The following is a 23,282-nucleotide window of genomic DNA, read 5'->3' as shown; positions in this document are numbered from 1 at the left end:
TACATCGTTATTGCAAACAGCTTTCAGGCGTGTATAATTATCGCATATGCTGTTTTAGACATTTATAGAGTATACCAAAAAGAAAGAAGGCCAAATTGCAATGATGCGACTTGCCCGAAAACACTTGGACTGGTGGGCAGTAGTCCTTGCTGTAGGATTCATGATTATTCAAGTTGCCTGTGACCTGTCGTTGCCAACGTTAACCTCGAATATTATCGATAAAGGGATTGCGAACAATGACATTGGTTATATCTGGCGTACTGGTGGTCAAATGCTCCTCTTAAGTTTCATTGGGGTCCTTGGTGCCGCTGGTAACGTTTATTTTGCGTCAACACAGTCGCAGAAGATGGGCCAACGTATTCGATCGGGTATCTTTAAAAAGGTCACGTTCTCTTCGACTGAAGAGTTTGAAACGGTTGGTAATGCTTCATTAATTACGCGGACAACCAACGATGTGGTACAAATTCAAAACGTGATGGTTCAGATGTTACGGATGATGTTGATGGCACCAATTATGTTGGTGGGTGCTGGCGTTCTAGCTTACATTAAGAGCCCCCGGTTGACAGTGGTCTTCTTGGTGGCACTGCCAGTCTTAGCCCTATTTACCTTTGCCATCATGTTTTTTGCGGTACCGCTCTTCAAGAGCTTGCAAAAGAAGATTGATCGCATCAACTTGGTCTTTCGTGAAGGTTTAACTGGCGTTCGAGTTATTCGGGCCTTTAACCAAGACCAGTTTGAACAAGACCGATTTGAAGGTGCTAACCAAGATTACACGAATACTGGGATTAAAGTTTTCATGATTGTTTCGTTGATGTTCCCAATTATTACATTAATTGTGAGTGGGACGAACATTGGTATTGTTTGGTACGGGGGCCAATTGATTGGCTCGCAAGCCATGGAGGTTGGAAATTTGGTAGCGTTCATGACTTATGCCACGCAGCTACTGATCAGCTTCATGATGGTATCAATGGTTTTTGTTTTCGTGCCACGGGCGCAAGCCTCCGCTGCACGAATCAACGAAGTGATGGACCTCAAGTCTAAGATCAACGATGCTGACCAGCCCGTTGACTTACCAGCTGGTCCAGCAAGCTTAACTTTTGACCACGTCAACTTCCGGTACACAGGTGCCGAGAAGCTAGCATTGGCTGACGTGAACTTTTCAGCTACAGCTGGTCAGACCGTCGCGATTATTGGGGGAACCGGTTCTGGGAAATCCACGTTGGTTAATCTGATTCCACGACTATTTGATCCCGAAAGTGGTCAGATTAAATTGAACGGGGTAGCACTGACCGCTGCCAGTCAAGCAGCGCTGCACGATGCGATTTCCATCACGCAGCAAAAGGCCGTACTATTCTCTGGGACCGTCAGAAGCAACATGGTCTACGGAATGAAGGATGCCAGCGACTCACAGATTTGGCATGCCCTAGACGTTGCTCAGGCCAGTGGTTTCATTAAGGAAGAAGGCGGCCTTGACGGTGTCGTTGAACAGGATGGTGCGAATTTCTCCGGTGGACAACGGCAACGGCTGGTGATTGCCCGGACGATTCTGAAGCGGGCGAGTGTCTATATTTTTGATGATTCGTTCTCAGCGTTAGACTTCAAGACGGACTCCTTGCTACGGCAAGACTTGCGGAAGGACGATCAAGTCCAAGCCGCCGTCACCGTTATCGTGGCGCAACGGGTCTCGACGGTTGCTGATGCTGATTTGATTTTGGTCATTGATGGTGGTCAGATTGTTGGCCAAGGAACTCACGATGAATTAAAAGCTACCAATAAGACTTATCAAGAAATTCTAGAATCACAACTCCGAAAGGGGGATGAGGTCGATGCGTAATGGACGCGGGTCCGCAACGAAACAGCGGCCACAAAATTTTTGGGGAACGACGGTACGACTTTTTAAATACATGAAGGCTTGGATTCCTAGTCTTCTGGTAGTCTTAGTCTTTGCTGTCGCCTCAGTGATCCTCCAAATCAAGACGCCCAAAATTTTAGGGGAAGCCACAACAGAACTCTTTAAAGGGGTTATGAAGGGTCAAGCTGAATTGAAAGCCGGCATTGGCATTCACAGTTTGCCCGTAGACTTCGGTAAGATTGGTCATATTCTGTTAGTTGTTGGGATTATGTATGCTGGTGCGGCCATCTTCGGGGTCGTGCAACAGCTGATTATGAGTTGGATCTCCCAAAAAGTTGTTTATCGGTTACGGCGAGATCTCAAGGAAAAGATGCAACGGCTGCCAATCAGTTACTACGATACCCACAGTAACGGGGATCTGATGTCCCGGATGGCTAACGATATGGATAACATTGGTGGGACGTTACAACAGACCCTCTCACAAATGGTAACCAGTGTGTTGACCTTCTTTGGGGTGCTTTATATGATGCTTACCATTAGTGGGTGGTTGACGCTGGTTGCGTTGATCTCCGTGCCACTGAGTTTATTAGTCGTGATGGTGGTTGCGCCTAAGTCACAACGGTTCTTTGCTAGTCAACAAAAGAATTTAGGACTACTGAACAACACGGTTGAAGAAACGTACGCTGGCCATACTGTGGTTAAGACGTTCAATCGGGAACAGGCTTCTCAAGAAGAATTTGAAGAGCATAACCAAAAGTACTATCAATCGGCTTGGAAAGCGCAATTTGTTTCCAGTCTGATCTTCCCATTGATGAACTTCGTGAAGAACTTGGATTACCTGGCTGTTGCAGTTATTGGGGGTATTCAAGTGGCAAACGGAACTGTCACTTTGGGGAACGTCCAAGCTTTCCTGCAATATACCAATCAATTCTCACAACCAATTACGCAGATGGCCAACCTGACGAACACGATTCAGGCGACGATTGCATCTGCTGAGCGGATCTTTGACGTGTTGGATGAAAAAGATATGACTGACGCGGCGACGGCTACGTTGCCAGAACATACCGCACCGGCCGACAACGTTATTGAATTTGATGACGTGGCCTTCCAATACGTGGAAAGTAATCCGTTGATTGCTGACTTTAATTTGAAGGTCAAGCCAGGTGAAATGGTTGCGATTGTTGGGCCAACTGGGGCCGGTAAGACGACCATCATTAACCTGTTGGAACGGTTTTATGACGTTGGCTCAGGTCAGATTAAGTATCGGGGTCAAAATACCCTGGACGTTGACCGTAAAGACTTACGTCGTCATTTTGCTATGGTGCTCCAGGATACTTGGCTCTTTACCGGATCTATTTTCGATAACATCAAGTATGGTCGTGAGGATGCTACAGAAGACGACGTATACGCTGCCGCTAAGGCCGCTCACGCGGATACCTTTATTCGCCAGCTCCCTGACGGGTATGATACCGTGTTGAATGAAGCAGCCACGAATATTTCTCAAGGCCAACGACAGTTGCTGACAATTGCTCGTGCCTTCGTGGCCGATCCAGATGTTTTGATTTTAGATGAAGCAACCAGTTCTGTGGATACGCGGACGGAAATGCTAATTCAACATGCGATGAAACGGCTGTTGGCTGGACGGACGAGTTTTGTGGTAGCACACCGATTATCAACGATTCAAAGTGCCGAAAACATTGTGGTAATGAATCACGGCCACATCGTTGAAACGGGGAATCATGATAGTCTGTTAGCTGCTGATGGGTTTTACGCTGACTTGTACAACAGTCAATTTGCTGGTAATAATTTAGCTTAATGATCTGGTAGCTCCGACCACCCTGATGGCTGAAGCTACTGACTGAATTGACAACATTGAAGGGGGTTGAGACAAAAGTCTCAGCCCCTTTTTTGTACGCCGAGCATAAATAGACGAAACGTGTGACAAAGGACAGCCAACTCTGCAGTTCTGACTAACTAGAACGAACAAGCTTACTAAATCGGCAATTTTGAGGTCTCAGGTTATGTCTATACCGCTCCAGTCCATTGGTAAGACGGAAGGCCACATGAAAATAGCCAATACTGAGGAAAACTTTGGTTGCGTGGGTGAATGAGCAGTGGGTACAATGGGGCAAGAGAAAGAGGTGCGGGTATGACTTATCCACAGACAAAGGCGGCATTACGACGATTACTCACGGATCAGGTGGTTCCGGGGGTCAGTTACGCTTTCATTGACCACGACGATATTGAAACCGGAGAGATGGGGCAGGCAGCTGTGGTTCCACGTTCGGAACCTTTACGTGCGGGGATGATTTTTGACGTGGCATCGTTAACAAAAGTCGTGGGGACGCTGACAGTGGTTCTTCAGTTATTAGCGCAAGGGCGGTTACAACTCACAGATCGATTGTCGGATTGGTTACCAGAATGGCGGGACCGACGGGTGACGGTGCGGCATTTGCTGACCCACACGTCTGGCATCGTGGGCTACATCCCTAATCGTAATCAATTGGGGGCAGCGGACCTAACGGCGGGGTTGCTACAGCTCCACGTGGGTCCCAATTTTAATCAGAAGATGGTTTACGCTGACGTTAACTATATTTTTCTCGGCTGGATCGTTGAGAAAATATTGGGTGAGCCGGTTCAGGTGGCTGCGCAGAAGCGGGTACTGACCCCACTGGGAATGATGCACAGTACGTTCACGCCCGCGGATCCGCTGGCGTGTGTGCCGACGGAGCTGACGGCTGACCGCGGGCTAGTCCGGGGTGTTGTGCACGACCCTAAGGGCTACGTCTTACAGCGACGATGTGGGTCGGCTGGACTGTTCAGTACGGCCGGGGACCTGGCGGCCTTTTGCCACGCCTATCTGAATCCTGAGCAATTTGCCAGTGTTTTACCACCAGACTGGATTCATCGATTGACCACTGACTGGACGCCCACGGGGACCGCAGGCCGGTCGCTTGGTTGGGCGTTGGCTGGGACGCAGTGGCCGTGGCCCCATCGAGTTATCTGGCATTCAGGTTTTACTGGCACCTATTTGGTATTGGACCCCCAGCGGCAACAGGCAATGGTATTTCTATCGAATCGGATTCATCCGGATGCGCCGAATGAGTTTTATCTTGATCAACGGAATGCGGTCATCGGGACCTATTTAGCTGAAAAGTAATAAATAGTTGAAACGTGCGACAACGGGTAGTCCGTCCTCTCTGTGGCTAGCTTGGACCGGGATTCTTGCGACAGTTAACATTAATACCGATTTCCATTTTACTTGAAACGGAAATCGCTTACAGTCGAAATGGTTAAGGAATGTGAATAAAACTGTAGCTAAACGATGTCCAGGTGTTTTATACTTAGGAGGTACTTCAAAAAATAAAATGTATAAAAGGGGCAGATATTAGATGGATAATCAAACCTTGCTGCGGTTCTGTTCACAGTGTGGTCGGGAAAACGTCGAACACGGCAAGTTTTGTCCACAGTGTGGACACAGCTTAGTTCGTGAGAACCAATCGACGCCGCAACCACAGGCATCAACAGAGCAACCCCAGCAATCGCAGCCGCAAGTAACGACGGCCCAGAGTACTGCTGGGCAACCTCAACCTACGAGGACCCAAGCTACCGAGCAGCCTGAACAATCACAAGCTACTCGGGAGTCAACGTCTCAGGCTACTGGCAATACGCAAGGCATGGGTGAACAAGTGACCCATGCCGGAAACCAAGAACTGATGTTAAATTTGACTAATTTAGGCCACATAGGTGTGTGGATTCACAACAACCTGGTGACTGCCGGTTTAGGTGTCTTGGTATTATTTCTATTATTTACATTTACGGCAGCCCACATCGTATGGTGGCTGATTCTCTTGTTGATTGTTATTTTATACCTCGTGGCTGGAATCTATGGCACAGGGGCTACTAGGTTCGAACAGAGGGTTAATCGCTATTATCAAGATCCAGAGTATCGGACGCGATTCAACCAGAACCTTCAGGCGAAGACGGCGTCGACTTTCAAACAGACAACGGCTAGCGCAACGACTAGTGCGGGGACGCAGCCCGGTAACGGACAGGCCGGTATGGCAGCTCCGGCTAGTCAGGGTAGCCTGTCCATGGGGCTGACCGAGATCATGGTCGTCTTGGGTTCCTTGGCCATCCTGGGTTCCATCTATGTCGGTCCTTATTTCCAAGCGTCTGAAAGTTTCTTCGGTAATTCGGCAGGTGTGAGCTTGGCGAAGACCCTACAACTGGGAAATTACTTTAGTCAGAATGCCATGGTTCTGTTAGTTGTTTTGACGGTGTTGCCGATTGTGACGTTAGTACTGGGGATTTTGCCTAGTCGGACGGCTCGGATTATCAACATTGTGATGGCTATCATCAGTGATATTGTGTACATTGTGATGTTTGCAACGCTATACAGTGTGATGGGTAGCGGTGTTTCCAATTCGTTCTTTAGTGCTGGTTATGGTATTAGCGCTTGGGTCACGATTATTGGCTGCATTGTTACCACGGTATTTGCTTTTATTTCAGTCTTTAAGAAGCGTCAGTAAACGAATTATCGTTTAGACAAGTTATAGCAACCAAAAAACCACTTCAGCAGTTATTTACAATCTGCTGAAGTGGTTTTTGAATTAAAACGTTGCTGGAATTGATAAAGCTTCTTGCTGAGAGAAATCGACGTCCGGATACTTACGTTTGAGAGCGGCGACCAAGAGGTGCTTGGCAATATCACCGTTGCGGGTCAGAATAGGGCCATGGAAGTAGGAGCAGTAGACGTTTTTGTAAATGGCGCCTTCTGTACCATCTTCACCGTTGTTCCCCTTACCAGATACCACGTTGCCGAGAGGACGTTCACCTTTACCCAGGAAGGTGATTCCCTGGTGGTTTTCAAAGCCGTGATAGGTTTCGCCAGTTTCTTGATTTTTGATGACAATGTCCCCAATGAACCGGTGATTGTCTTGTTTGTCGGTATAGTGGTCAAGGGCCCCGATACCGGGCAGCTTTTCTCCGTCAGCCCCGATATAGTAGTGCCCCAGTAGCTGAAAGCCCCCACAGATGGCCAATAGGGGACCATCTGACTCAATAAACTTAGTCAGTTCAGCCTTTTTGGTCTGAATGTCTTGAGACACGATAGTCTGTTCAAAGTCTTGACCACCGCCAAAGAAAGCGAGATCGTAATCGGCAGCTTTGAAGTCTTCTTCCAAGCTGACAATGTTAACGTTCAGTTGGACGTCCATTTGTTTGGCGTAGTAGTTAAGTGCCAAAATATTACCAACATCCCCGTAAGTATTCATGAGGTCGCCATAGAGATGAGCGACGTTTAATTCGTAGGTCATACGCCGAGTCCCTCCTTGATGTAGCCCTTTGAGGCCAAAATCTTTCGTAGCTGGAGCATTGCCGTGTAAGTGGCCAGAACGTATACGTGATCAGTGGAAACCTGTTTGATCTGGTCGACCACTTTTTCTAAGTCGGGTTCCACGATATGATTCTCGTCTGGAATCCCGGCAACCTTCAAGCGGAACGTGATGTCTTTATAGCGTTCGCCACCAGTGATGACAGTTGGAATTTCACGGCTGGTCAGCTGTTCAAAGTCACCATCCCAGATCCAGCTGGTATCGATGCCGTCCGCATAGTTGGCATTGAGCAGGCCAACCAGTGAGAAGGGGTGCGTGTCCGTACCAATCATCTGCAAGACTTGGTCTAAGCCAACGGGGTTTTTGACCAGAATGATGGTCACGTGCTTGCCATCAACGTCGATGACTTCTTGCCGCCCGAAGACTTGTTCGTTTGTATCAAACGCCTTGGCAATCAAGTCGGGATCAACCCCCATGAAGCGACCCACTGAGTATGCTGCAAGTGCGTTGTAGGTGTTATAAGTTCCACCGACCTGAATTTTGAAGGGATGATTATCGACGTCAAATTCTGAAGACGTTGGTGTTTGTTCACCTAATTTGGTCAGTCGGTAGGTGAGTTCTGGCCGGGAGAAACCACAATTAGGGCAAAAGTATTTACCCTGATTACTGTAAGTTAGCGAATGGTAGTGCAAAATATGTTCACAGTTGGGACAGAGTACACCATCCGTGTTGGGTTTAGCTTTGAAGTCACCATCTGAATTGTTGTCGAAGCCATAATACTGAATAGGATTAGGCAATTCCTTAGAATGAAAAATGGGAGAATCACCATTGGCAATAATTGTGGCGTTGGGTGCCAGAGCGACCCCGTCCAAAATCTTCTGGTAGGTGGTGTAGATTTCGCCATAACGGTCCATCTGATCCCGGAAAATATTTGTGAAGACAAAGGCCTTGGGCGCAATGTATTGCGTGACTTTGATGACGTTAGCCTCGTCAACTTCTAACACGGCCAATGGTCGCCCAGTCTTGGGGTTTTTAGCATTCAGGAAAGTCGTAACGATTCCTTGCTCCATGTTAGAACCGGTCGGGTTCGTCAGAATAGTGGGATACTTTTCGTGGAGGACGGAGACCGTCAGTGCGGTGGTCAGCGTTTTTCCGTTAGTTCCTGTAATAACAATAACGTCGTACTTGGCGCCCAAACTTTTTAGAATGTTGGGATCAAGCTTTAACGTAATTTTTCCAGGGAGGGAACTCCCTCCGTGTAGAAATGTGTGGAGAAACCAGTAAGAGGATTTCCCGGCGAAGGTGGCAAAGCCGCTTCTGAATGACATGAACATTTCGCTCCTTAATCACGACAAGATTTTTTTAAAATCGTACTATTGAATATCCAAGCCTTAATTCTAGCATTTTTTCAACGTTTAGGGGAGAAACCTGCCTTAATTTTGCGAAAACGCAAGGAAAGTTTGCGGGAACGACGGTCGAATTTTAAGGACTAATCAGCTATAATAGATAGAAACTGTCAAAAAGGTGGGAGTAACGTGGCGCAGCTGTTTTTTCGGTACGGTGCAATGAATAGTGGGAAGACTATTGAAATTCTCAAGGTCGCCCATAACTATGAGGAACAAGACAAGCGAGTCATTATTATGACCAGTGGGCTGGATACGCGCGATGGGGTGGGTTACATCACCAGTCGCATTGGTTTAAAACGACCGGCCCATCCAATTTTTAAGGATACGAACCTGTACGAGGAAATTGAACGAATTGACGCGAAAGCTAATTGTATTTTGATCGATGAGGCGCAGTTCTTAACCAAGGCGCACGTGTTGCAGCTGGCCAAAGTCGTTGATGAGTTGCACATTCCTGTGATGACGTTTGGTTTGAAAAATGATTTCCGTAATGAGTTGTTCGAAGGTTCTAAGTACCTGATGCTGTACGCAGATAAACTCGAAGAAATGAAGACGATTTGCTGGTTCTGTACGAAGAAAGCCATCATGAATCTACGCTTCCACGACAATGCTCCCGTTTATGAAGGTGAACAAGTACAAATTGGCGGCAATGAAACCTATTATCCAGTTTGCCGGCGTCACTATTTCAACCCACCGATGGATCAATTTGGCAAGTAACGCCAAAAGAATTGTATTCATTGGCTTATGTAACGACGGTGTTAGCGAACATTCGTTAGAAATATGGATTCACTATTTAATGCAGAAAACGTCATTGCAGAGACTATTTAGATGACACTTACCAGATACGAAAGAGGTTAAATCGAATGGATGAAATGTTTGACAAGCTCCAAGCCGTAGCCGACCGCTATGACGAGCTGAATGAATTAATCAGTGATCCTGAAGTGATTGCTGATACGCAAAAATTTATGAAACTCTCCAAAGAAGAAGGAGAGTTGCGGGAAACGGTGGACAAGTATCACCAATACCAAAGCGTCACGCAACAAATTGCCGACGATGATGAAATGCTCCGCGAAAAACTTGACGATGATATGGACGCCATGGTCAAGGAAGAGCTGAAAGATTTAAACGATCAAAAGGCAAAGCTGGAAGACGATATCAAAGTCTTACTCTTGCCGAAAGACCCTAACGATGATAAGAACATCATCATGGAAATTCATGGGGCTGCCGGTGGGGATGAAGCTAGCTTATTTGCCGCTGATCTCTTTAGCATGTACTCCAAGTACGCCGAACGCCAAGGTTGGTCGATTGAAGTGGTTGATGAGAACGCCACTGAAGTTGGTGGGTTCAAGGAAATCGTTTTGATGATTACGGGTGACAAGGTTTATTCCAAGCTGAAGTATGAAAACGGTGCGCACCGGGTTCAACGGGTACCAGCCACCGAATCAGCCGGTCGGGTTCATACCAGTACGGCCACTGTCGGTGTCATGCCTGAAGAAGAAGACGTTGATATCGATATCGATCCAAAGGATATTCGGACTGACGTTTATCGTTCATCCGGTGCCGGTGGTCAACATATTAACAAGACCTCTTCAGCTGTACGGATGACTCACTTGCCAACTGGTATCGTGGTGGCCATGCAAGACGAACGATCACAACAGCAAAACCGGGCCAAGGCCATGACTATTTTACGAGCGCGGGTCTATGATTACTACAAGCAACAAGAAGAGGACGCCTACAACGCGGAACGAAAGTCTGCTGTGGGGACTGGGGACCGTTCCGAACGGATTCGGACTTATAATTATCCACAAAACCGGGTGACTGATCACCGGATTGGGTTAACATTGAATAAACTTGACCGGGTCATGAACGGTGAAATGGACGATATCATCGATGCACTGATTTTGTCTGACCAAGCCGCTAAGCTTGAAGATCTGAAGAATAATGGATAGGGTGACTTATTTTCAGTTGCTGAAAAAGGCACAGGAACAATTGCAGTCGGCTGATTGTGACGAGAGCGCAGCCGAATACTTGCTCCTTGAGAGCCAGGGTTGGCGGTATACTGAACTGGTGCAGCATTACAGAGAAATGGTCCCAGTCGCTATGCAGCAGCAGTATCAGGAGGCGTTAGAGCGTGTGTGTGCGGGTGAACCGGCACAGTACGTTCTGGGGCACGCCCCATTTTATGGCCGGGAATTTCACGTAACGCCTGCAACTTTGATTCCTCGACAAGAGACTGAAGAGTTGGTGGCCTGGGTCCTAACCGTCCCGACACCGACGCTCAGTCTTTTGGACGTGGGTACTGGGAGTGGAGCCATTGCTGTGACCTTAAAGGCTGAACGCCCACGGTGGCGAGTAACTGCTAGTGACATTTCAACTGCTGCTGTGCAGGTCGCTCGTATGAATGCACAAGCTCTGAAAGCTCCCGTGACCTTTGTGACAGGTGATTTATTTGCGCCAGTGGCTGGTGAGCGGTTTGATGTTGTCGTGTCAAACCCACCTTACATTGATCGAGAAGAACTAGCTGTCATGGATGAGTCCGTGAAAAAATATGAACCCCAACAGGCCCTCTTCGCAGATGACCACGGTTTAGATTTTTATCGGCGTTTTGCGGCTGAGCTACCGACCGTTTTGAATCAGCACGGTCGGTTCTTTGCTGAAATCGGTTATCGTCAGGGCAGTGCCGTTCAAGAAATCTTTGAACATGCCTTCCCCCAAGCGACGGTCACGATTCGTCAGGATATTAATGGCCACGACCGGATGGTGTGTGTGCAACTTTAAGTTTGTTAGATGGGAGTGTATGGATGCATATGGAAACGAAAATTTTTAAACCAAATCAGATTGATCAAGCAGCTGCAGCGATTAAGGCTGGTGAGTTGGTCGCTTTTCCCACGGAGACTGTTTATGGTTTAGGTGCCGATGCCACCAATGAAGCCGCTGTTAAGCAAGTGTATCAAGCTAAGGGTCGGCCAAGCGATAACCCATTGATTGTCCACGTGACTGGGGTGGACCAGGTGAGAAAGTATGCGCAACCACTCCCAGCCGCTGCTGAAAAGCTGATTAAGGCTTTCTGGCCCGGCCCCCTGACATTAATTTTTGAACTTCAACCAGGGGCACTTTCTAAGTCCGTAACCGGTGGCTTGACTACCGCTGCTTTCCGGAATCCGGACAACCAGCCTACGCTGGATTTGATTCGTGAATCTGGCGTGCCACTGGTTGGTCCTTCGGCGAATACGTCGGGGAAGCCTAGCCCAACGCTGGCGGAACACGTTTATCATGACTTAAATGGCAAGATTGCCGGTATTTTGGATGATGGTCCCACTAGAGTTGGGGTGGAATCAACTGTTTTAGACATGTCTACGGACGTGCCCACCATTTTGCGTCCAGGTGGGGTGACTGAGGAGCAGCTTGAAAAAGTGATTGGTACGGTTCGGTCTAACCATCATCACGTTGGTGCAGGCGAAGTTCCTAAGGCACCAGGCATGAAGTACAAACATTATGCGCCAAACGCGCAGGTCTACATTGTCGACCATGAGGAAGACTGGCCAGTTGCTCTAACTTGGGCCGGCCAACAGGATGGTCAGGTAGGCGTTATGGCGTTAGACGCTACGATTGCTAATGACCAATTACCAGCTAACGCGGAGTTCTTCACGCTGGGGGCTGATATGCAGACGGCGAGTCACCAGTTGTTTGCTGGACTTCGTCACTTTGACTTGGAGTCACCAGTCAAAAGTATTTTGGCACAAGGATTTGATGATCACGGCCTGGGAGCCGCCTACATGAATCGCTTGAATAAATCGGCTGGGCAGACTCACTTTACTAATAATTAAATTTGTAAGCCAAGTCGTGCAGCTGAAATGAATCTTTCTGGTAGAATTAATCTAATCACTGCTTAGGAGGGGTTAACATGAATTTTAAAGACCAAGATCCAGAACTGTGGAATGCCATTGCGAAGGAAGAAGACCGTCAGGAAAACACAATTGAACTGATTGCGTCCGAAAATATTGTGAGTCACGCGGTCCGTGAAGCACAGGGTTCCGTTTTGACCAACAAATATGCTGAAGGGTATCCTGGTAAACGGTATTACGGTGGTGCTCAGTACATTGACGTGGTTGAGCAACTGGCCATTGACCGTGCTAAGAAGCTCTTTGGCGCTGAATATGCCAATGTGCAACCTCACTCCGGTTCTCAGGCAAACCAGGCAGCCTACGCGGCATTCTTGAAGCCTGGAGACATCATTCTAGGGATGAGCTTAGATGCTGGGGGGCATTTAACGCACGGAGCCAGTGTTAACTTCTCTGGAAAGATTTATAAGGATTATGGTTACGGGTTAAATCCTGAGACGGAATTATTGGATTACGATATGATTCGGGATATTGCTAAAAAGGTCAAACCACAGATGATTGTGGCGGGGGCTTCAGCTTATTCACGTATCATTGATTGGCAAGCATTCCGTGACATCGCCGATGAAGTGGGTGCCTATCTGATGGTGGATATGGCGCATATTGCTGGGTTAGTAGCCTCAGGCTTGCACCCTAGTCCAGTGGGAATTGCTGATGTTGTCACAACGACGACTCACAAGACTCTACGGGGACCACGGGGTGGTTTGATTCTTTCTCAGGCTGAGAATGCTAAGAAAATCAATTCAGCCGTATTTCCTGGAACACAGGGTGGGCCACTGGAACACGTAATTGCAGCCAAGGCGGTTGCCTTACACGAAGACCTGCAACCAGAGTTTACACAATATTCACAACAGATTATTGACAATGCACATGCGATGGCCGACGAATTCAACAAGATGGACGACGTGCGGGTCATTTCTGGTGGGACGGACAACCATTTGATGACGATTGACTTAACGAAGACACCATTGAATGGAAAACAAGCCCAAGAATTACTGGATAGTGTCATGATTACGACTAATAAAGAGTCTATTCCGAACGAACCACTGAGTCCATTTAAGACGTCTGGAATTCGTTTGGGGACACCAGCAATCACGACCCGTGGGTTTAACGCTGACGAATGTCGTGAGGTCGCTCGTTTAATTATGCAGACCATTGAAAATTCTGAAGATGAGGCCGTGTTAAACCAAGTCCGTGAACGGGTTCAAGCCTTGACTAGTGCTCACCCACTAACCGCGTTGCCATAACTTTTTTAGAAAAAACGGTTTCATTTCAAATTGTCTGTTCTGTCGTTGACGATACATGGTACAATTGAAAGAAATCATAAAGGAGCGTTTATTCATGGGTAAGTTTCAAGTACTCGACCACCCGTTGATTCAACACAAGCTGACAATCATTCGTAGTAAGAACTGTGGGACCCGCAGTTTCCGCGAGGTTGTCAACGAAATCTCGACTTTGATGGCATACGAAGTCTCACGTGATATGCCATTGCAAGATAAGGTAATCGAGACGCCAGTGTCTAAGATGACTGCTAAGGAACTCTCTGGTAAGAAGGTCGCCATTGTTCCAATTCTACGAGCTGGAATCGGGATGGTCGACGGTATCTTAGAGTTGATTCCTGCCGCTAAGGTCGGTCATATAGGGATGTATCGTGACGAAAAAACACTCCAACCCCATGAATACTTCGTAAAAATGCCATCTGACATTGATCAACGGCAAATTTTCATTGTGGACCCAATGCTGGCTACTGGTGGTTCTGCCATCATGGCAATTGATGCCTTGAAGAAGCGTGGTGCTAGTGAAAAGAACATGAAGTTCGTTTGCTTAGTTTCCGCACCAGAAGGGGTCAAAGCATTACGGGCTGCTCATCCGGACGTGGATATCTTCACGGCCGCTTTAGACGACCACTTGAACGAAGATGGCTACATTGTACCTGGTCTCGGTGATGCCGGTGACCGTCTGTTTGGAACGAAATAAACTCTAAAGAGATTCGGCAATTTTGCCGAGTCTCTTATTTATTTGATGAATTTGGATTTGAAAAAGTCCACCAAATAAATTTGCCCGTAAGTGCGCGCGCAAATATTTGTTGTAACCGCTTGACAGACGGTATGGTCACTGACTTTATACAAGCTTTCGAAATTGCTTATAGGGTGAAAAATTGTTTTGTCTTTTTGTAGAATTGGTGGTATGATTTCCAGTGTATTTGAATGGAGCGCTCGCTTCGTTCACTATTCCGCATCTCTTAAGGAAATGCCTAGAGTTATCGGGAACTACTTGGGAGTTGCGTTCATATAGTGTGGAAAAGAGGTGATATTCGGTGAATGGTGAACCAGTTTCAACCTTCCAATTTTTGGGGCTGACATTTAGTACTGCTAACATTGTTGCCGGTTCGGTCGTTTTTCTACTGGTTGTAGCAGTCATTTTTTTCACTTCTAGAAAATTGGCCATGAAGCCAACCAAGGGGCAAAACTTCTTGGAATGGCTGATCGATTTTACCAACGGCATCCTGAAGGGATCTATTCCCGCTGGCGATGTTAGTAAGTTTGGTCTGTGGGGCTTTACTTTGTTCCTCTTTCTCTTCCTATCTAACGAAATTGGGTTATTTGTTCAGGTGGCGACCCGAAGTGGAGCGACGATTATGCGTAGTCCTACTTCTGATCCCATCGTAACGTTAACGTTCTCGTTAATGACGATGATGTTAGCTCAATTCGCTGGTGTGATGAAGTTGGGGTACAAGGCTCACTTTACCAACTACTTGAAGCCCTTCGTGTTCTGGCTTCCGATTAGTATCTTTGAGGAATTCACGAACTTTTTGACGTTGGGTCTTCGTATCTTCGGGGTTATTTTCTCTGGCGAAATGCTGTTGGGAGTAATCTGGGATTTGGCAATTTCACACGGTATCGTGACGATGATTGTTGCGTTACCGATTGAAATGGCTTGGCAAGGGTTCTCCGCATTCTTGGGAGCAATTCAAGCCTTCGTTTTTGTTACGTTGTCATCAGTTTATATTTCTCAGAAATTAGAAGTTGAGGGATAGAAAAAGGTTTATTTAATTTAAGGAGGAAACACAGATTATGGGAGCTATTGCAGCTGGTATTGCTATGTTTGGTGCCGCCATTGGTGGGGGTATCGGTGATGGTATCGTCATCGCAAAGATGCTTGAAGGTATGGTTCGTCAACCTGAATTATCAGGCCAATTACGGACGAACATGTTTATCGGGGTTGGGCTGGTTGAAGCCATGCCTATCATCTCCTTCGTTGTTGCTTTGATGGTTATGAACAAGTAGTAACAATGAATCAGTTTGGTTGTAAATATCTGATAGCAAAAGGAGGTGTCAATAGATGCTCTCACATTTAGTGATTGGTCAGACGCTTTACTATGGAGATACAGTTTTCTACGTTATTTCATTTGTTCTGTTAATGTGGATTATTAAGGTCCTTGCTTGGGGTCCTGTTACTAAAATGATGCAAGAACGTGCCGACAAAATCAGTAACGATATTGATTCTGCCGAAAAGTCACGGAATGATGCTGCTGGTTTAGTTCAGAAGCGGGAAGCCGCTTTGGCTAACTCACGTTCCGAAGCACAAACGATTGTGAACACTGCGAAGACCAATGGTCAACAACAACGTGAACAAATCGTGACGCAGGCACAAGCAGACGTCCAAACGTTGAAGCAAAATGCCCAAAAGGACATTGAACAAGAACGACAAGATGCTTTGTCAGATGCTCGCAACGATGTGGCAGACTTATCTATTGAGATTGCTTCCAAGATCATTCAACGGGAATTAAAGGCTGACGATCAAAAGGCATTGATTGATTCTTATATTGAAGGGTTGGGGAAGCAACATGAGTCTTAATAGGGCAACGGTAGCAAGTCGCTACTCACGAGCATTATTTGATGTGTTGTCCGAGCAAGACGAACTGGAGTCAGGCTTTTCAGAATTAAAGGAACTTCGGCGTGTCTTCCAGGACAACCCACAGTTGAGCACAGTTCTCTCAGATGCTAGCCTGAAGGCCGATGAACGAGCCGCACTGCTTGAACCTTTGTTGAAGCAGGCGTCGCCCCACATCAAAAATCTGATTCAAATGACTTATGATTACGGTCGCATGGAAAACCTGGTCGACATTATCGACCAGTTCCAAGCTCTGTATGATGAGGCACACAATACGGTGTATGCCGAAGTGACAACTGCGGTGGCGCTTTCTGATGACCAATTGGCCAAGATTGAAGCCGCTTATGCTGCACGGGTAGGTGCCCAAAAAGTTGTTTTGAACAGTAAAGTCGATCCTGATGTGATCGGCGGAGTCATTGTTAAGGCCGCTGATACGGTTCTTGATGGTAGCTTACGGACTAAAATTAATCGTTTACGGCAGCAACTGCTAGCATAACGAATTCGGTGATAAAGAGGTGAAACTTTCATGAGCATTAAAGCTGAGGAAATCAGTGCTCTAATTAAACAACAATTAGAAAACTACAAAGATGAAATCTCAGTTGAAGAAACTGGTACGGTTACTTACGTTGGTGATGGTGTCGCTCGGGCCCACGGTCTGAACAACGCTTTGCAAGGTGAGTTGCTGTTATTTGATAACGGGGTTTATGGAATGGTCCAAAACCTCGAAGCCAGTGACGTTGGTATTGTTATCTTGGGTGATTTCACTGGAATCACTGAAGGCGATACCGTTAAACGGACTGGCCGAATCATGGAAGTTCCCGTTGGCGATCAACTGATTGGCCGGGTTGTTAACCCATTGGGTCAACCAATCGACGGTAAAGGGGACATTTCCACGGACAAGACGCGTCCAATTGAACATAAAGCACCAGGGGTTATGGACCGGCAAGGGGTTAGTGAACCTCTACAAACCGGGATCAAGGCTATTGATGCCCTAGTTCCAATTGGTCGTGGTCAACGTGAATTGATTATTGGTGACCGGAAGACGGGTAAGTCTTCAATCGCGATTGACACGATTATTAACCAAAAAGATCAAAACATGATTTGTATCTACGTTGCAATTGGCCAGAAGGCATCTACGGTGCGTGCCCAAGTTCAAACGTTGGAAAAATTCGGCGCTATGGACTACACCATCGTGGTTACTGCTAGTCCTTCTGAACCAGCGCCATTACTGTACGTGGCTCCTTATGCCGGTGCAGCTATGGGTGAAGAGTTCATGCACAACGGCCAACACGTGTTGATCGTCTATGATGATTTAACCAAGCAAGCCGATGCTTATCGTGAACTTTCTCTGATTTTACGGCGTGCGCCAGGTCGTGAAGCTTATCCTGGTGATATTTTCTACACCCACTCTCGTTTACTTGAACGGGCAGCTAAGTTGAATGATAAACTTGGTGGTGGGTCAATGACTGCTTTGCCAATCATTGAAACCAAAGCCGGTGACGTTTCAGCCTATATCCCAACCAACGTTATTTCCATCACCGATGGTCAAATCTTCCTGAACAGTGATTCCTTCTATTCAGGTGTTCGGCCAGCCATGGATGCTGGGACTTCTGTTTCCCGAGTTGGTGGGGACGCTCAAATCAAGGCCATGAAGAAGGTTGCCGGGACGTTACGGTTGGACTTATCTGCCTACCGTGAACTGGAATCCTTCGCCCAATTTGGCTCTGACTTGGATGCTGCCACGCAAGCTCGTTTGGCACGTGGTGCGCGGACTGTGGAAGTCTTGAAACAAGGCTTGCATGAATCCGTTCCCGTTGCTAAGGAAGTTATTATCTTGTTTGCTTTGACCCATGGTCATTTGGACAAGCTTGAAGTTGGCGACGTTTTACGTTACCAAAACGAGCTGTTTGATTACATGGACGCCAGCCATCAAGATCTCGAAGACGGTATCGTTAAGACCGGGAATCTGCCAGAAGGCGACTCCCTGGAAAAGGCCATTGCCGAATTCGATACGACTTTCCAAGCAACTGCCAAGGCCGACGATACGGCGGCTAATGCGGCTGATTAGGATACTTGAAGGAAGGATGGTGAGAAATAATGGCTGAATCAATTCATGACGTTCAACGTCGAATTAATTCCACGAAAGCGACCCGTCAAATTACGGCGGCGATGCACATGGTCTCGACCGCGAAGTTAAACAAGATTCAGAAACAAGCAGTCGGCTACCAAGACTATGTTTCTAAAGTTAAGGCTGTCGTCATGCATCTTTCGCAGTCTCATCTGTTGGATAATTCCTCAAGTAGCCTACAGTCGAACCGTCCAGTAAAGAAAACCGCATATTTGGTCATCACTTCCGATCGAGGAATGGTGGGAAGCTACAACAGTAGCGTTCTTCGGGACGCAAATGTGTTTATCAAAGAACGGACGCCCAACCCAAGCGACTACATGGTGTTAGCTGTTGGGGGAACCGGTGCAGATTTCTACAAACACCGGGGGGTCAACGTTGCCTATGAATACCGTGGAGTCAGTGACGTTCCTGAATTCAATGAAGTTCGGGAGATTGTTAAGACCGTTACCACGATGTTCAACAACGAAGTGTTTGATGAACTCTTTGTTTGTTACAACCATTTCGTTAACCGGATTTCATCCCGTTTTCGGGCTGAAAAGATGTTACCAGTCGACAAGGAAACTATGACGACTGATGCGGCAAACGATACGCAAGTGTCACCACTAACTGCTGAATACGATACGGAGCCTTCTGAAGAAGCTGTGCTTCAAGTTGTGTTACCACAATACGCTGAAAGCTTAGTTTATGGTGCTATCTTGGACGCAAAGACGGCTGAACATGCATCAAGTACCAATGCGATGCAGTCTGCCACTGATAATGCTGATGATTTGATTGGAACTCTGCAACTGCACTATAATCGTGCACGTCAAGCACAGATCACGACCGAAATCACTGAAATTACTGGTGGTCAGGAAGCCTTAAATAACTAATGACGGGAGGAATTAACGAATAATGAGTGCTGGTAAAATTGTTCAAGTTATCGGACCTGTTGTCGACGTTGAATTCCCGTTGAACGATGAATTACCTGACATCAACACCGCCCTAAACATCAAAAAAGATGATGGTAGTATCCTTGTAACTGAAGTTGCCTTGGAATTAGGTGACGGGGTTATGCGGACGATTGCCATGGACGGTACTGATGGTCTTCGCCGGGGATTGGAAGTAGAAAACACTGGTGCTTCTATTTCTGTTCCTGTTGGTGACGATACTTTAGGTCGGGTGTTCAACGTTCTCGGGGATCCAATTGACGGCGGTGCCGAATTTGGACCAGACGCAGAACGGATGCCAATTCACCGTGACGCACCAAAGTATGACGAATTAAACCCTACAACTGAAATCCTGGAAACTGGGATCAAGGTTATTGACTTACTCGAACCTTACGTTCGTGGTGGGAAGATTGGGTTGTTCGGTGGTGCCGGTGTTGGTAAGACCGTTTTAATTCAAGAATTAATTCATAACATTGCCCAAGGCCATAACGGGATTTCCGTCTTCACCGGTGTTGGTGAACGGACTCGTGAAGGTAACGACATGTACTGGGAAATGAAAGGCTCTGGAGTTTTGAAGCAAACGGCCATGGTTTATGGTCAAATGAACGAACCTCCTGGTGCTCGGATGCGGGTTGCCTTGACTGGTTTAACGATTGCGGAATACTTCCGTGATGTTAAGGGTCAAGACGTGCTGTTGTTCATCGACAACATTTTCCGGTTCACGCAAGCCGGCTCTGAAGTTTCTGCCCTGTTGGGTCGGATTCCTTCAGCCGTTGGTTACCAACCAACGTTGGCTACTGAAATGGGTCAATTGCAGGAACGGATTACGTCAACCAAGAAGGGGTCAATCACTTCTATCCAGGCCGTTTATGTGCCTGCCGATGACTACACCGACCCAGCTCCTGCTACGACCTTCGCCCATTTGGACGCAACGACTAACTTGGAACGTTCTTTGACGCAACAAGGGATCTACCCAGCCGTTGACCCATTGGCTTCTACTTCTACTGCCTTGGCCCCTGAAATCATCGGTCAAGAACACTATGAAGTTGCTACCGAAGTGCAACACGTTTTGCAACGGTACCATGAATTGCAAGATATCATCTCGATCTTAGGGATGGATGAATTATCCGATGAAGAACAAACAATCGTTAACCGTGCTCGGCGGATTCAATTCTTCCTGTCACAACCATTCTCCGTGGCTTCTCAATTTACGGGTATGGACGGGAAGTACGTCAAGTTGGAAGATACGATTCGGAGTTTCAAGGATATTCTTGATGGTAAGTACGATGACTTACCAGAAGATGCTTTCCGGAACTGTGGTGCCATTGAAGACGCCATTGCTAAAGCTAAGCAGATGAATGACGCCGTTGCCAACAACTAGGGAGGGATTCTAATTGGCTGATAATCAATCAGTGTTATCTGTTAGTATCGTTACCCCTGATGGCCAGGTGTATGAAGAGAACGGTGATATGCTCGTTGTTAAGACGACCATTGGTGAATTAGGTATTTTACCTAATCACGTTCCCTTGATTGCGTCACTCGTTGTCGATGAGGCACGGGTTAAGCACGGAGATAGTGAAGATGAAATTGCCGTTAACGGCGGTTTTATCGAGTTCTCTGATAACGTGGCGACCATTGTTGCAGACAGTGCAGAACGTCAAGACGATATTGACGTTAACCGGGCGGAAGATGCTCGGAAGCGGGCTGAAGCAACGATCAAGAAGGCTCAGGAAGCTCACGATACCGACACCCTTGCACGGGCAGAGGTTGCGTTGCGGCGAGCTGTTAACCGGATCAACGTTGCCAAGCACTAAAAGAGTTGATATTTTTTTAAAATGTTAGCAAGCGGTTTTCCCAGTTGGGAGGCCGCTTTTTTAGTTGTTGGTTTGCACTAGGTTAGGGTCTTCCTGCCTAAGTCCGTTTAGATTCAATTTGGTGAAGTAAGCAGAGTCCGTTGGTCTGGTAGACTTTAACGCGTATTTTGGCCGAGCCAATGTGAATGGAAGCATGGCTCGGTGGATAACGACTTAATTTCCCAAAATCTTAAGGCATTTTTAGGTTAGTCCAAGGGATATGTTAATTAATAAGCTTAACCAGGCTAAATGTAATATTACAAACGCTGATTTTATGGGAATCTCAAGGACAAGGGTAAGAATTTATGCTATAGTTAGTGGGAATGTTTAGGAAGGATTGAGGTAATGAGACTCATCGGGCTACAGGGTATCTTAACAATTGTCAGTCATTTATCGTTTATTGCTCTGGCTTTTTGGGCAATATCAGCACTCCATATTGAGCGGTTAATGACTTTTTACCCTCGTCAATCTCGCGTGTTGATCGTGATGTTAGCGGTTGCCATCGGATTTGGGTGTAGCTCGTTCTTCTTGGACTTCATCGATAATGTTCGTAACCTGGGCTACCTGTTACGGTAGACCCTTAATAATCTTTGGAGGTATCCCATGGAAAAAATTATCGTTCATGGTGGGAACCGCTTAACTGGTGTGGTCCATATTGAAGGGGCCAAGAATGCCGTTTTGCCTATTTTAGCTGCGTCTATTCTTGCCTCAGATGGCATCACTCACTTAGCAAATGTTCCGGTTTTGTCAGATGTTTATACGATGAACAAGGTCTTACGCTTCCTGAATTTAAAAGTTGATTTTAACGAAGGTAAGCGTGAAGTCACCATTGATGCTACTAAGCAAGTATCTAGTGAAGCACCATTCGAGTATGTCTCGAAGATGCGCGCTTCAATCGTTGTCATGGGGCCATTGTTGGCTCGGTTGGGTCATGCCCGGGTTGCGTTGCCAGGTGGCTGTGCCATTGGTACGCGACCAATTGATTTACACTTGAAGGGCTTAGAAGCCCTGGGTGCTCGAATTGAACAGCATGATGGCTATATTGAAGCTTTTGCTGACCGTCTGCAGGGGACACACATCTACTTGGACTTCCCAAGTGTTGGTGCGACTCAAAACATCATGATGGCTGCCTGTCTCGCTGAGGGGACGACTGTTATCGATAACGTTGCCCGTGAACCTGAAATTGTTGATTTAGCTAACATCCTGAACAAAATGGGTGCTAATGTCCGCGGTGCTGGGACTGAAACCCTGCGGATCGATGGGGTTGCTAAGATGCACGGCGCTGAACACAGTGTGGTTCAGGATCGGATTGAAGCAGGGACCTTTATGGTCGGTGCTGCCGTGACCCACGGCAACGTGTTGATCAAGGATGGTATCGTTGAACATAACAAGCCTTTAATTTCTAAAATGCAGGAGATGGGTGTTCAGGTTACCGAAGAACCCGGTGGAATTCGGGTTATCGGCCCAGAACACTTAGAAGCAACAGACGTCAAAACGTTGCCTTATCCCGGCTTCCCAACTGATATGCAACCGCAAATGACCGTTCTACAATTAGCTGCTGGTGGAACCAGTACCATGACGGAAACGGTGTTTGAAAACCGGTTCATGCATTTGGAAGAACTTCGGCGGATGAATGCCCAGTACCAAGTTAATGGACGGACGGTCGTTATGCACGGCCCAACCGACTTTAATGGTGCTGAGGTGGCGGCTACTGATTTACGAGCAGCTGCGGCTCTCGTTTTGGCTGGATTAGTCGCTGATGGGTATACTCAGGTTACCAATTTGAAGTACTTAGACCGTGGTTACTATGACTTCCACAAGAAGTTAGCGGCCCTCGGTGCTGAGATCAAGCGGGTCTCCGTACCGGATAACGACGCGGTAGTTTTAAAGAACTCCCACGTAAATAACTAGCAATCATTTAGAGGTGGCGTAATCAGCCGCCTTTTTATTTTGGCGACTAAAGGTTGCAGGGTGAGCGGTTTGCTTCAATC

At 47.0% G+C, this 23,282-nt stretch carries 22 protein-coding genes; 20 read left to right on the top strand and 2 right to left on the bottom strand.

The genetic code is table 11. The features are described from left to right. The first annotated feature begins 100 nt into the window (after positions 1 to 100). The 4 genes from AB3Y94_RS04370 to AB3Y94_RS04355 all read left to right on the top strand — a co-directional run bounded on the left by AB3Y94_RS04370 (position 101) and on the right by AB3Y94_RS04355 (position 6,384). Positions 101 to 1,834 (top strand): ABC transporter ATP-binding protein, encoded by a 1,734-nt coding sequence (locus AB3Y94_RS04370; RefSeq protein WP_367295189.1) that lies wholly within the window; start codon positions 101 to 103, stop codon positions 1,832 to 1,834. Further along, complete coding sequence (locus AB3Y94_RS04365; RefSeq protein ID WP_367295188.1) at positions 1,827 to 3,668, top strand: ABC transporter ATP-binding protein; 1,842 nt, start codon at positions 1,827 to 1,829, stop codon at positions 3,666 to 3,668. Before AB3Y94_RS04370 ends, AB3Y94_RS04365 begins: the two co-directional genes overlap by 8 nt. A 333-nt stretch (positions 3,669 to 4,001) precedes the next feature. After that, the gene (locus AB3Y94_RS04360) at positions 4,002 to 5,012 is read left to right on the top strand and encodes a serine hydrolase domain-containing protein (protein WP_367295187.1); all 1,011 of its coding nucleotides are present in this window, start codon (positions 4,002 to 4,004) and stop codon (positions 5,010 to 5,012) included. A gap of 232 nt (positions 5,013 to 5,244) precedes the next feature. Beyond that, entirely contained in the window at positions 5,245 to 6,384 is a 1,140-nt protein-coding gene (locus AB3Y94_RS04355; protein WP_367295186.1) for a zinc-ribbon domain-containing protein, read from the top strand. An 81-nt stretch (positions 6,385 to 6,465) separates the two neighbouring features. Here the strand turns inward: AB3Y94_RS04355 and AB3Y94_RS04350 are convergent, their stop codons facing one another. Beyond that, positions 6,466 to 7,170: a type 1 glutamine amidotransferase gene (locus AB3Y94_RS04350; RefSeq protein WP_367295185.1), complete on the bottom strand. Its 705-nt coding sequence runs from the start codon at positions 7,168 to 7,170 to the stop codon at positions 6,466 to 6,468. After that, positions 7,167 to 8,516, bottom strand: a complete 1,350-nt coding sequence (locus tag AB3Y94_RS04345) for a MurT ligase domain-containing protein (protein ID WP_367295184.1) — start codon at positions 8,514 to 8,516, stop codon at positions 7,167 to 7,169. The genes AB3Y94_RS04350 and AB3Y94_RS04345 overlap by 4 nt, the downstream gene beginning before the upstream one ends. Before the next feature lie 207 nt (positions 8,517 to 8,723). Between AB3Y94_RS04345 and AB3Y94_RS04340 the strand changes: the two genes are divergently transcribed. From AB3Y94_RS04340 to murA, 16 genes are all read left to right on the top strand, one after another. Beyond that, positions 8,724 to 9,308 carry a thymidine kinase gene (locus tag AB3Y94_RS04340; RefSeq protein ID WP_367295183.1) on the top strand — a complete coding sequence of 195 codons (585 nt, stop codon included), beginning with the start codon at positions 8,724 to 8,726 and terminating at the stop codon, positions 9,306 to 9,308. Positions 9,309 to 9,454: 146 nt separating this feature from the next. Continuing rightward, the gene (gene prfA, locus AB3Y94_RS04335) at positions 9,455 to 10,540 is read left to right on the top strand and encodes a peptide chain release factor 1 (RefSeq protein ID WP_367295182.1); all 1,086 of its coding nucleotides are present in this window, start codon (positions 9,455 to 9,457) and stop codon (positions 10,538 to 10,540) included. Further along, on the top strand, positions 10,533 to 11,369 hold the full coding sequence (gene prmC, locus AB3Y94_RS04330; protein WP_367295181.1) for a peptide chain release factor N(5)-glutamine methyltransferase: 837 nt from the start codon (positions 10,533 to 10,535) through the stop codon (positions 11,367 to 11,369). The genes prfA and prmC overlap by 8 nt, the downstream gene beginning before the upstream one ends. A 29-nt stretch (positions 11,370 to 11,398) precedes the next feature. Further along, the gene (locus tag AB3Y94_RS04325; RefSeq protein WP_367295180.1) at positions 11,399 to 12,418 is read left to right on the top strand and encodes an L-threonylcarbamoyladenylate synthase; all 1,020 of its coding nucleotides are present in this window, start codon (positions 11,399 to 11,401) and stop codon (positions 12,416 to 12,418) included. Positions 12,419 to 12,495: 77 nt separating this feature from the next. Next, on the top strand, positions 12,496 to 13,737 hold the full coding sequence (gene glyA / locus AB3Y94_RS04320; protein ID WP_367295179.1) for a serine hydroxymethyltransferase: 1,242 nt from the start codon (positions 12,496 to 12,498) through the stop codon (positions 13,735 to 13,737). Positions 13,738 to 13,831: 94 nt separating this feature from the next. Next, on the top strand, positions 13,832 to 14,467 hold the full coding sequence (gene upp, locus AB3Y94_RS04315; protein WP_367295178.1) for a uracil phosphoribosyltransferase: 636 nt from the start codon (positions 13,832 to 13,834) through the stop codon (positions 14,465 to 14,467). Between the two features lie 340 nt (positions 14,468 to 14,807). Next, positions 14,808 to 15,527, top strand: coding sequence for a F0F1 ATP synthase subunit A (atpB, locus tag AB3Y94_RS04310; protein WP_367295177.1), 720 nt, complete (start codon positions 14,808 to 14,810; stop codon positions 15,525 to 15,527). 37 nt (positions 15,528 to 15,564) lie between these two features. Then, positions 15,565 to 15,777, top strand: a complete 213-nt coding sequence (atpE, locus tag AB3Y94_RS04305) for a F0F1 ATP synthase subunit C (RefSeq protein ID WP_367295176.1) — start codon at positions 15,565 to 15,567, stop codon at positions 15,775 to 15,777. A gap of 55 nt (positions 15,778 to 15,832) precedes the next feature. Continuing rightward, positions 15,833 to 16,348, top strand: coding sequence for a F0F1 ATP synthase subunit B (atpF, locus tag AB3Y94_RS04300; protein WP_367295175.1), 516 nt, complete (start codon positions 15,833 to 15,835; stop codon positions 16,346 to 16,348). Then, positions 16,338 to 16,880 (top strand): ATP synthase F1 subunit delta, encoded by a 543-nt coding sequence (gene atpH, locus AB3Y94_RS04295; protein ID WP_367295174.1) that lies wholly within the window; start codon positions 16,338 to 16,340, stop codon positions 16,878 to 16,880. Before atpF ends, atpH begins: the two co-directional genes overlap by 11 nt. Before the next feature lie 30 nt (positions 16,881 to 16,910). Further along, a complete protein-coding gene (gene atpA, locus AB3Y94_RS04290; protein WP_367295173.1) occupies positions 16,911 to 18,452 on the top strand; it encodes a F0F1 ATP synthase subunit alpha in 1,542 nt (513 codons plus the stop codon). A 29-nt stretch (positions 18,453 to 18,481) separates the two neighbouring features. Beyond that, positions 18,482 to 19,381, top strand: coding sequence for a F0F1 ATP synthase subunit gamma (locus AB3Y94_RS04285; RefSeq protein WP_367295172.1), 900 nt, complete (start codon positions 18,482 to 18,484; stop codon positions 19,379 to 19,381). A 22-nt stretch (positions 19,382 to 19,403) separates the two neighbouring features. Beyond that, positions 19,404 to 20,819, top strand: coding sequence for a F0F1 ATP synthase subunit beta (gene atpD, locus AB3Y94_RS04280; protein ID WP_125681902.1), 1,416 nt, complete (start codon positions 19,404 to 19,406; stop codon positions 20,817 to 20,819). Between the two features lie 13 nt (positions 20,820 to 20,832). After that, entirely contained in the window at positions 20,833 to 21,252 is a 420-nt protein-coding gene (locus AB3Y94_RS04275; RefSeq protein ID WP_367295171.1) for a F0F1 ATP synthase subunit epsilon, read from the top strand. A gap of 384 nt (positions 21,253 to 21,636) precedes the next feature. Further along, the gene (locus AB3Y94_RS04270; RefSeq protein ID WP_125681897.1) at positions 21,637 to 21,867 is read left to right on the top strand and encodes a DUF1146 family protein; all 231 of its coding nucleotides are present in this window, start codon (positions 21,637 to 21,639) and stop codon (positions 21,865 to 21,867) included. 27 nt (positions 21,868 to 21,894) lie between these two features. Further along, positions 21,895 to 23,202, top strand: a complete 1,308-nt coding sequence (murA, locus tag AB3Y94_RS04265; RefSeq protein ID WP_367295170.1) for a UDP-N-acetylglucosamine 1-carboxyvinyltransferase — start codon at positions 21,895 to 21,897, stop codon at positions 23,200 to 23,202. The last annotated feature ends 80 nt before the right edge of the window (positions 23,203 to 23,282 follow it).

This window comes from Levilactobacillus yonginensis (assembly GCF_964065165.1).
In the GTDB taxonomy this organism is placed as follows: Bacteria; Bacillota; Bacilli; order Lactobacillales; family Lactobacillaceae; genus Levilactobacillus; species Levilactobacillus yonginensis_A.
This window is presented reverse-complemented; position numbering and strand designations above follow the sequence as displayed.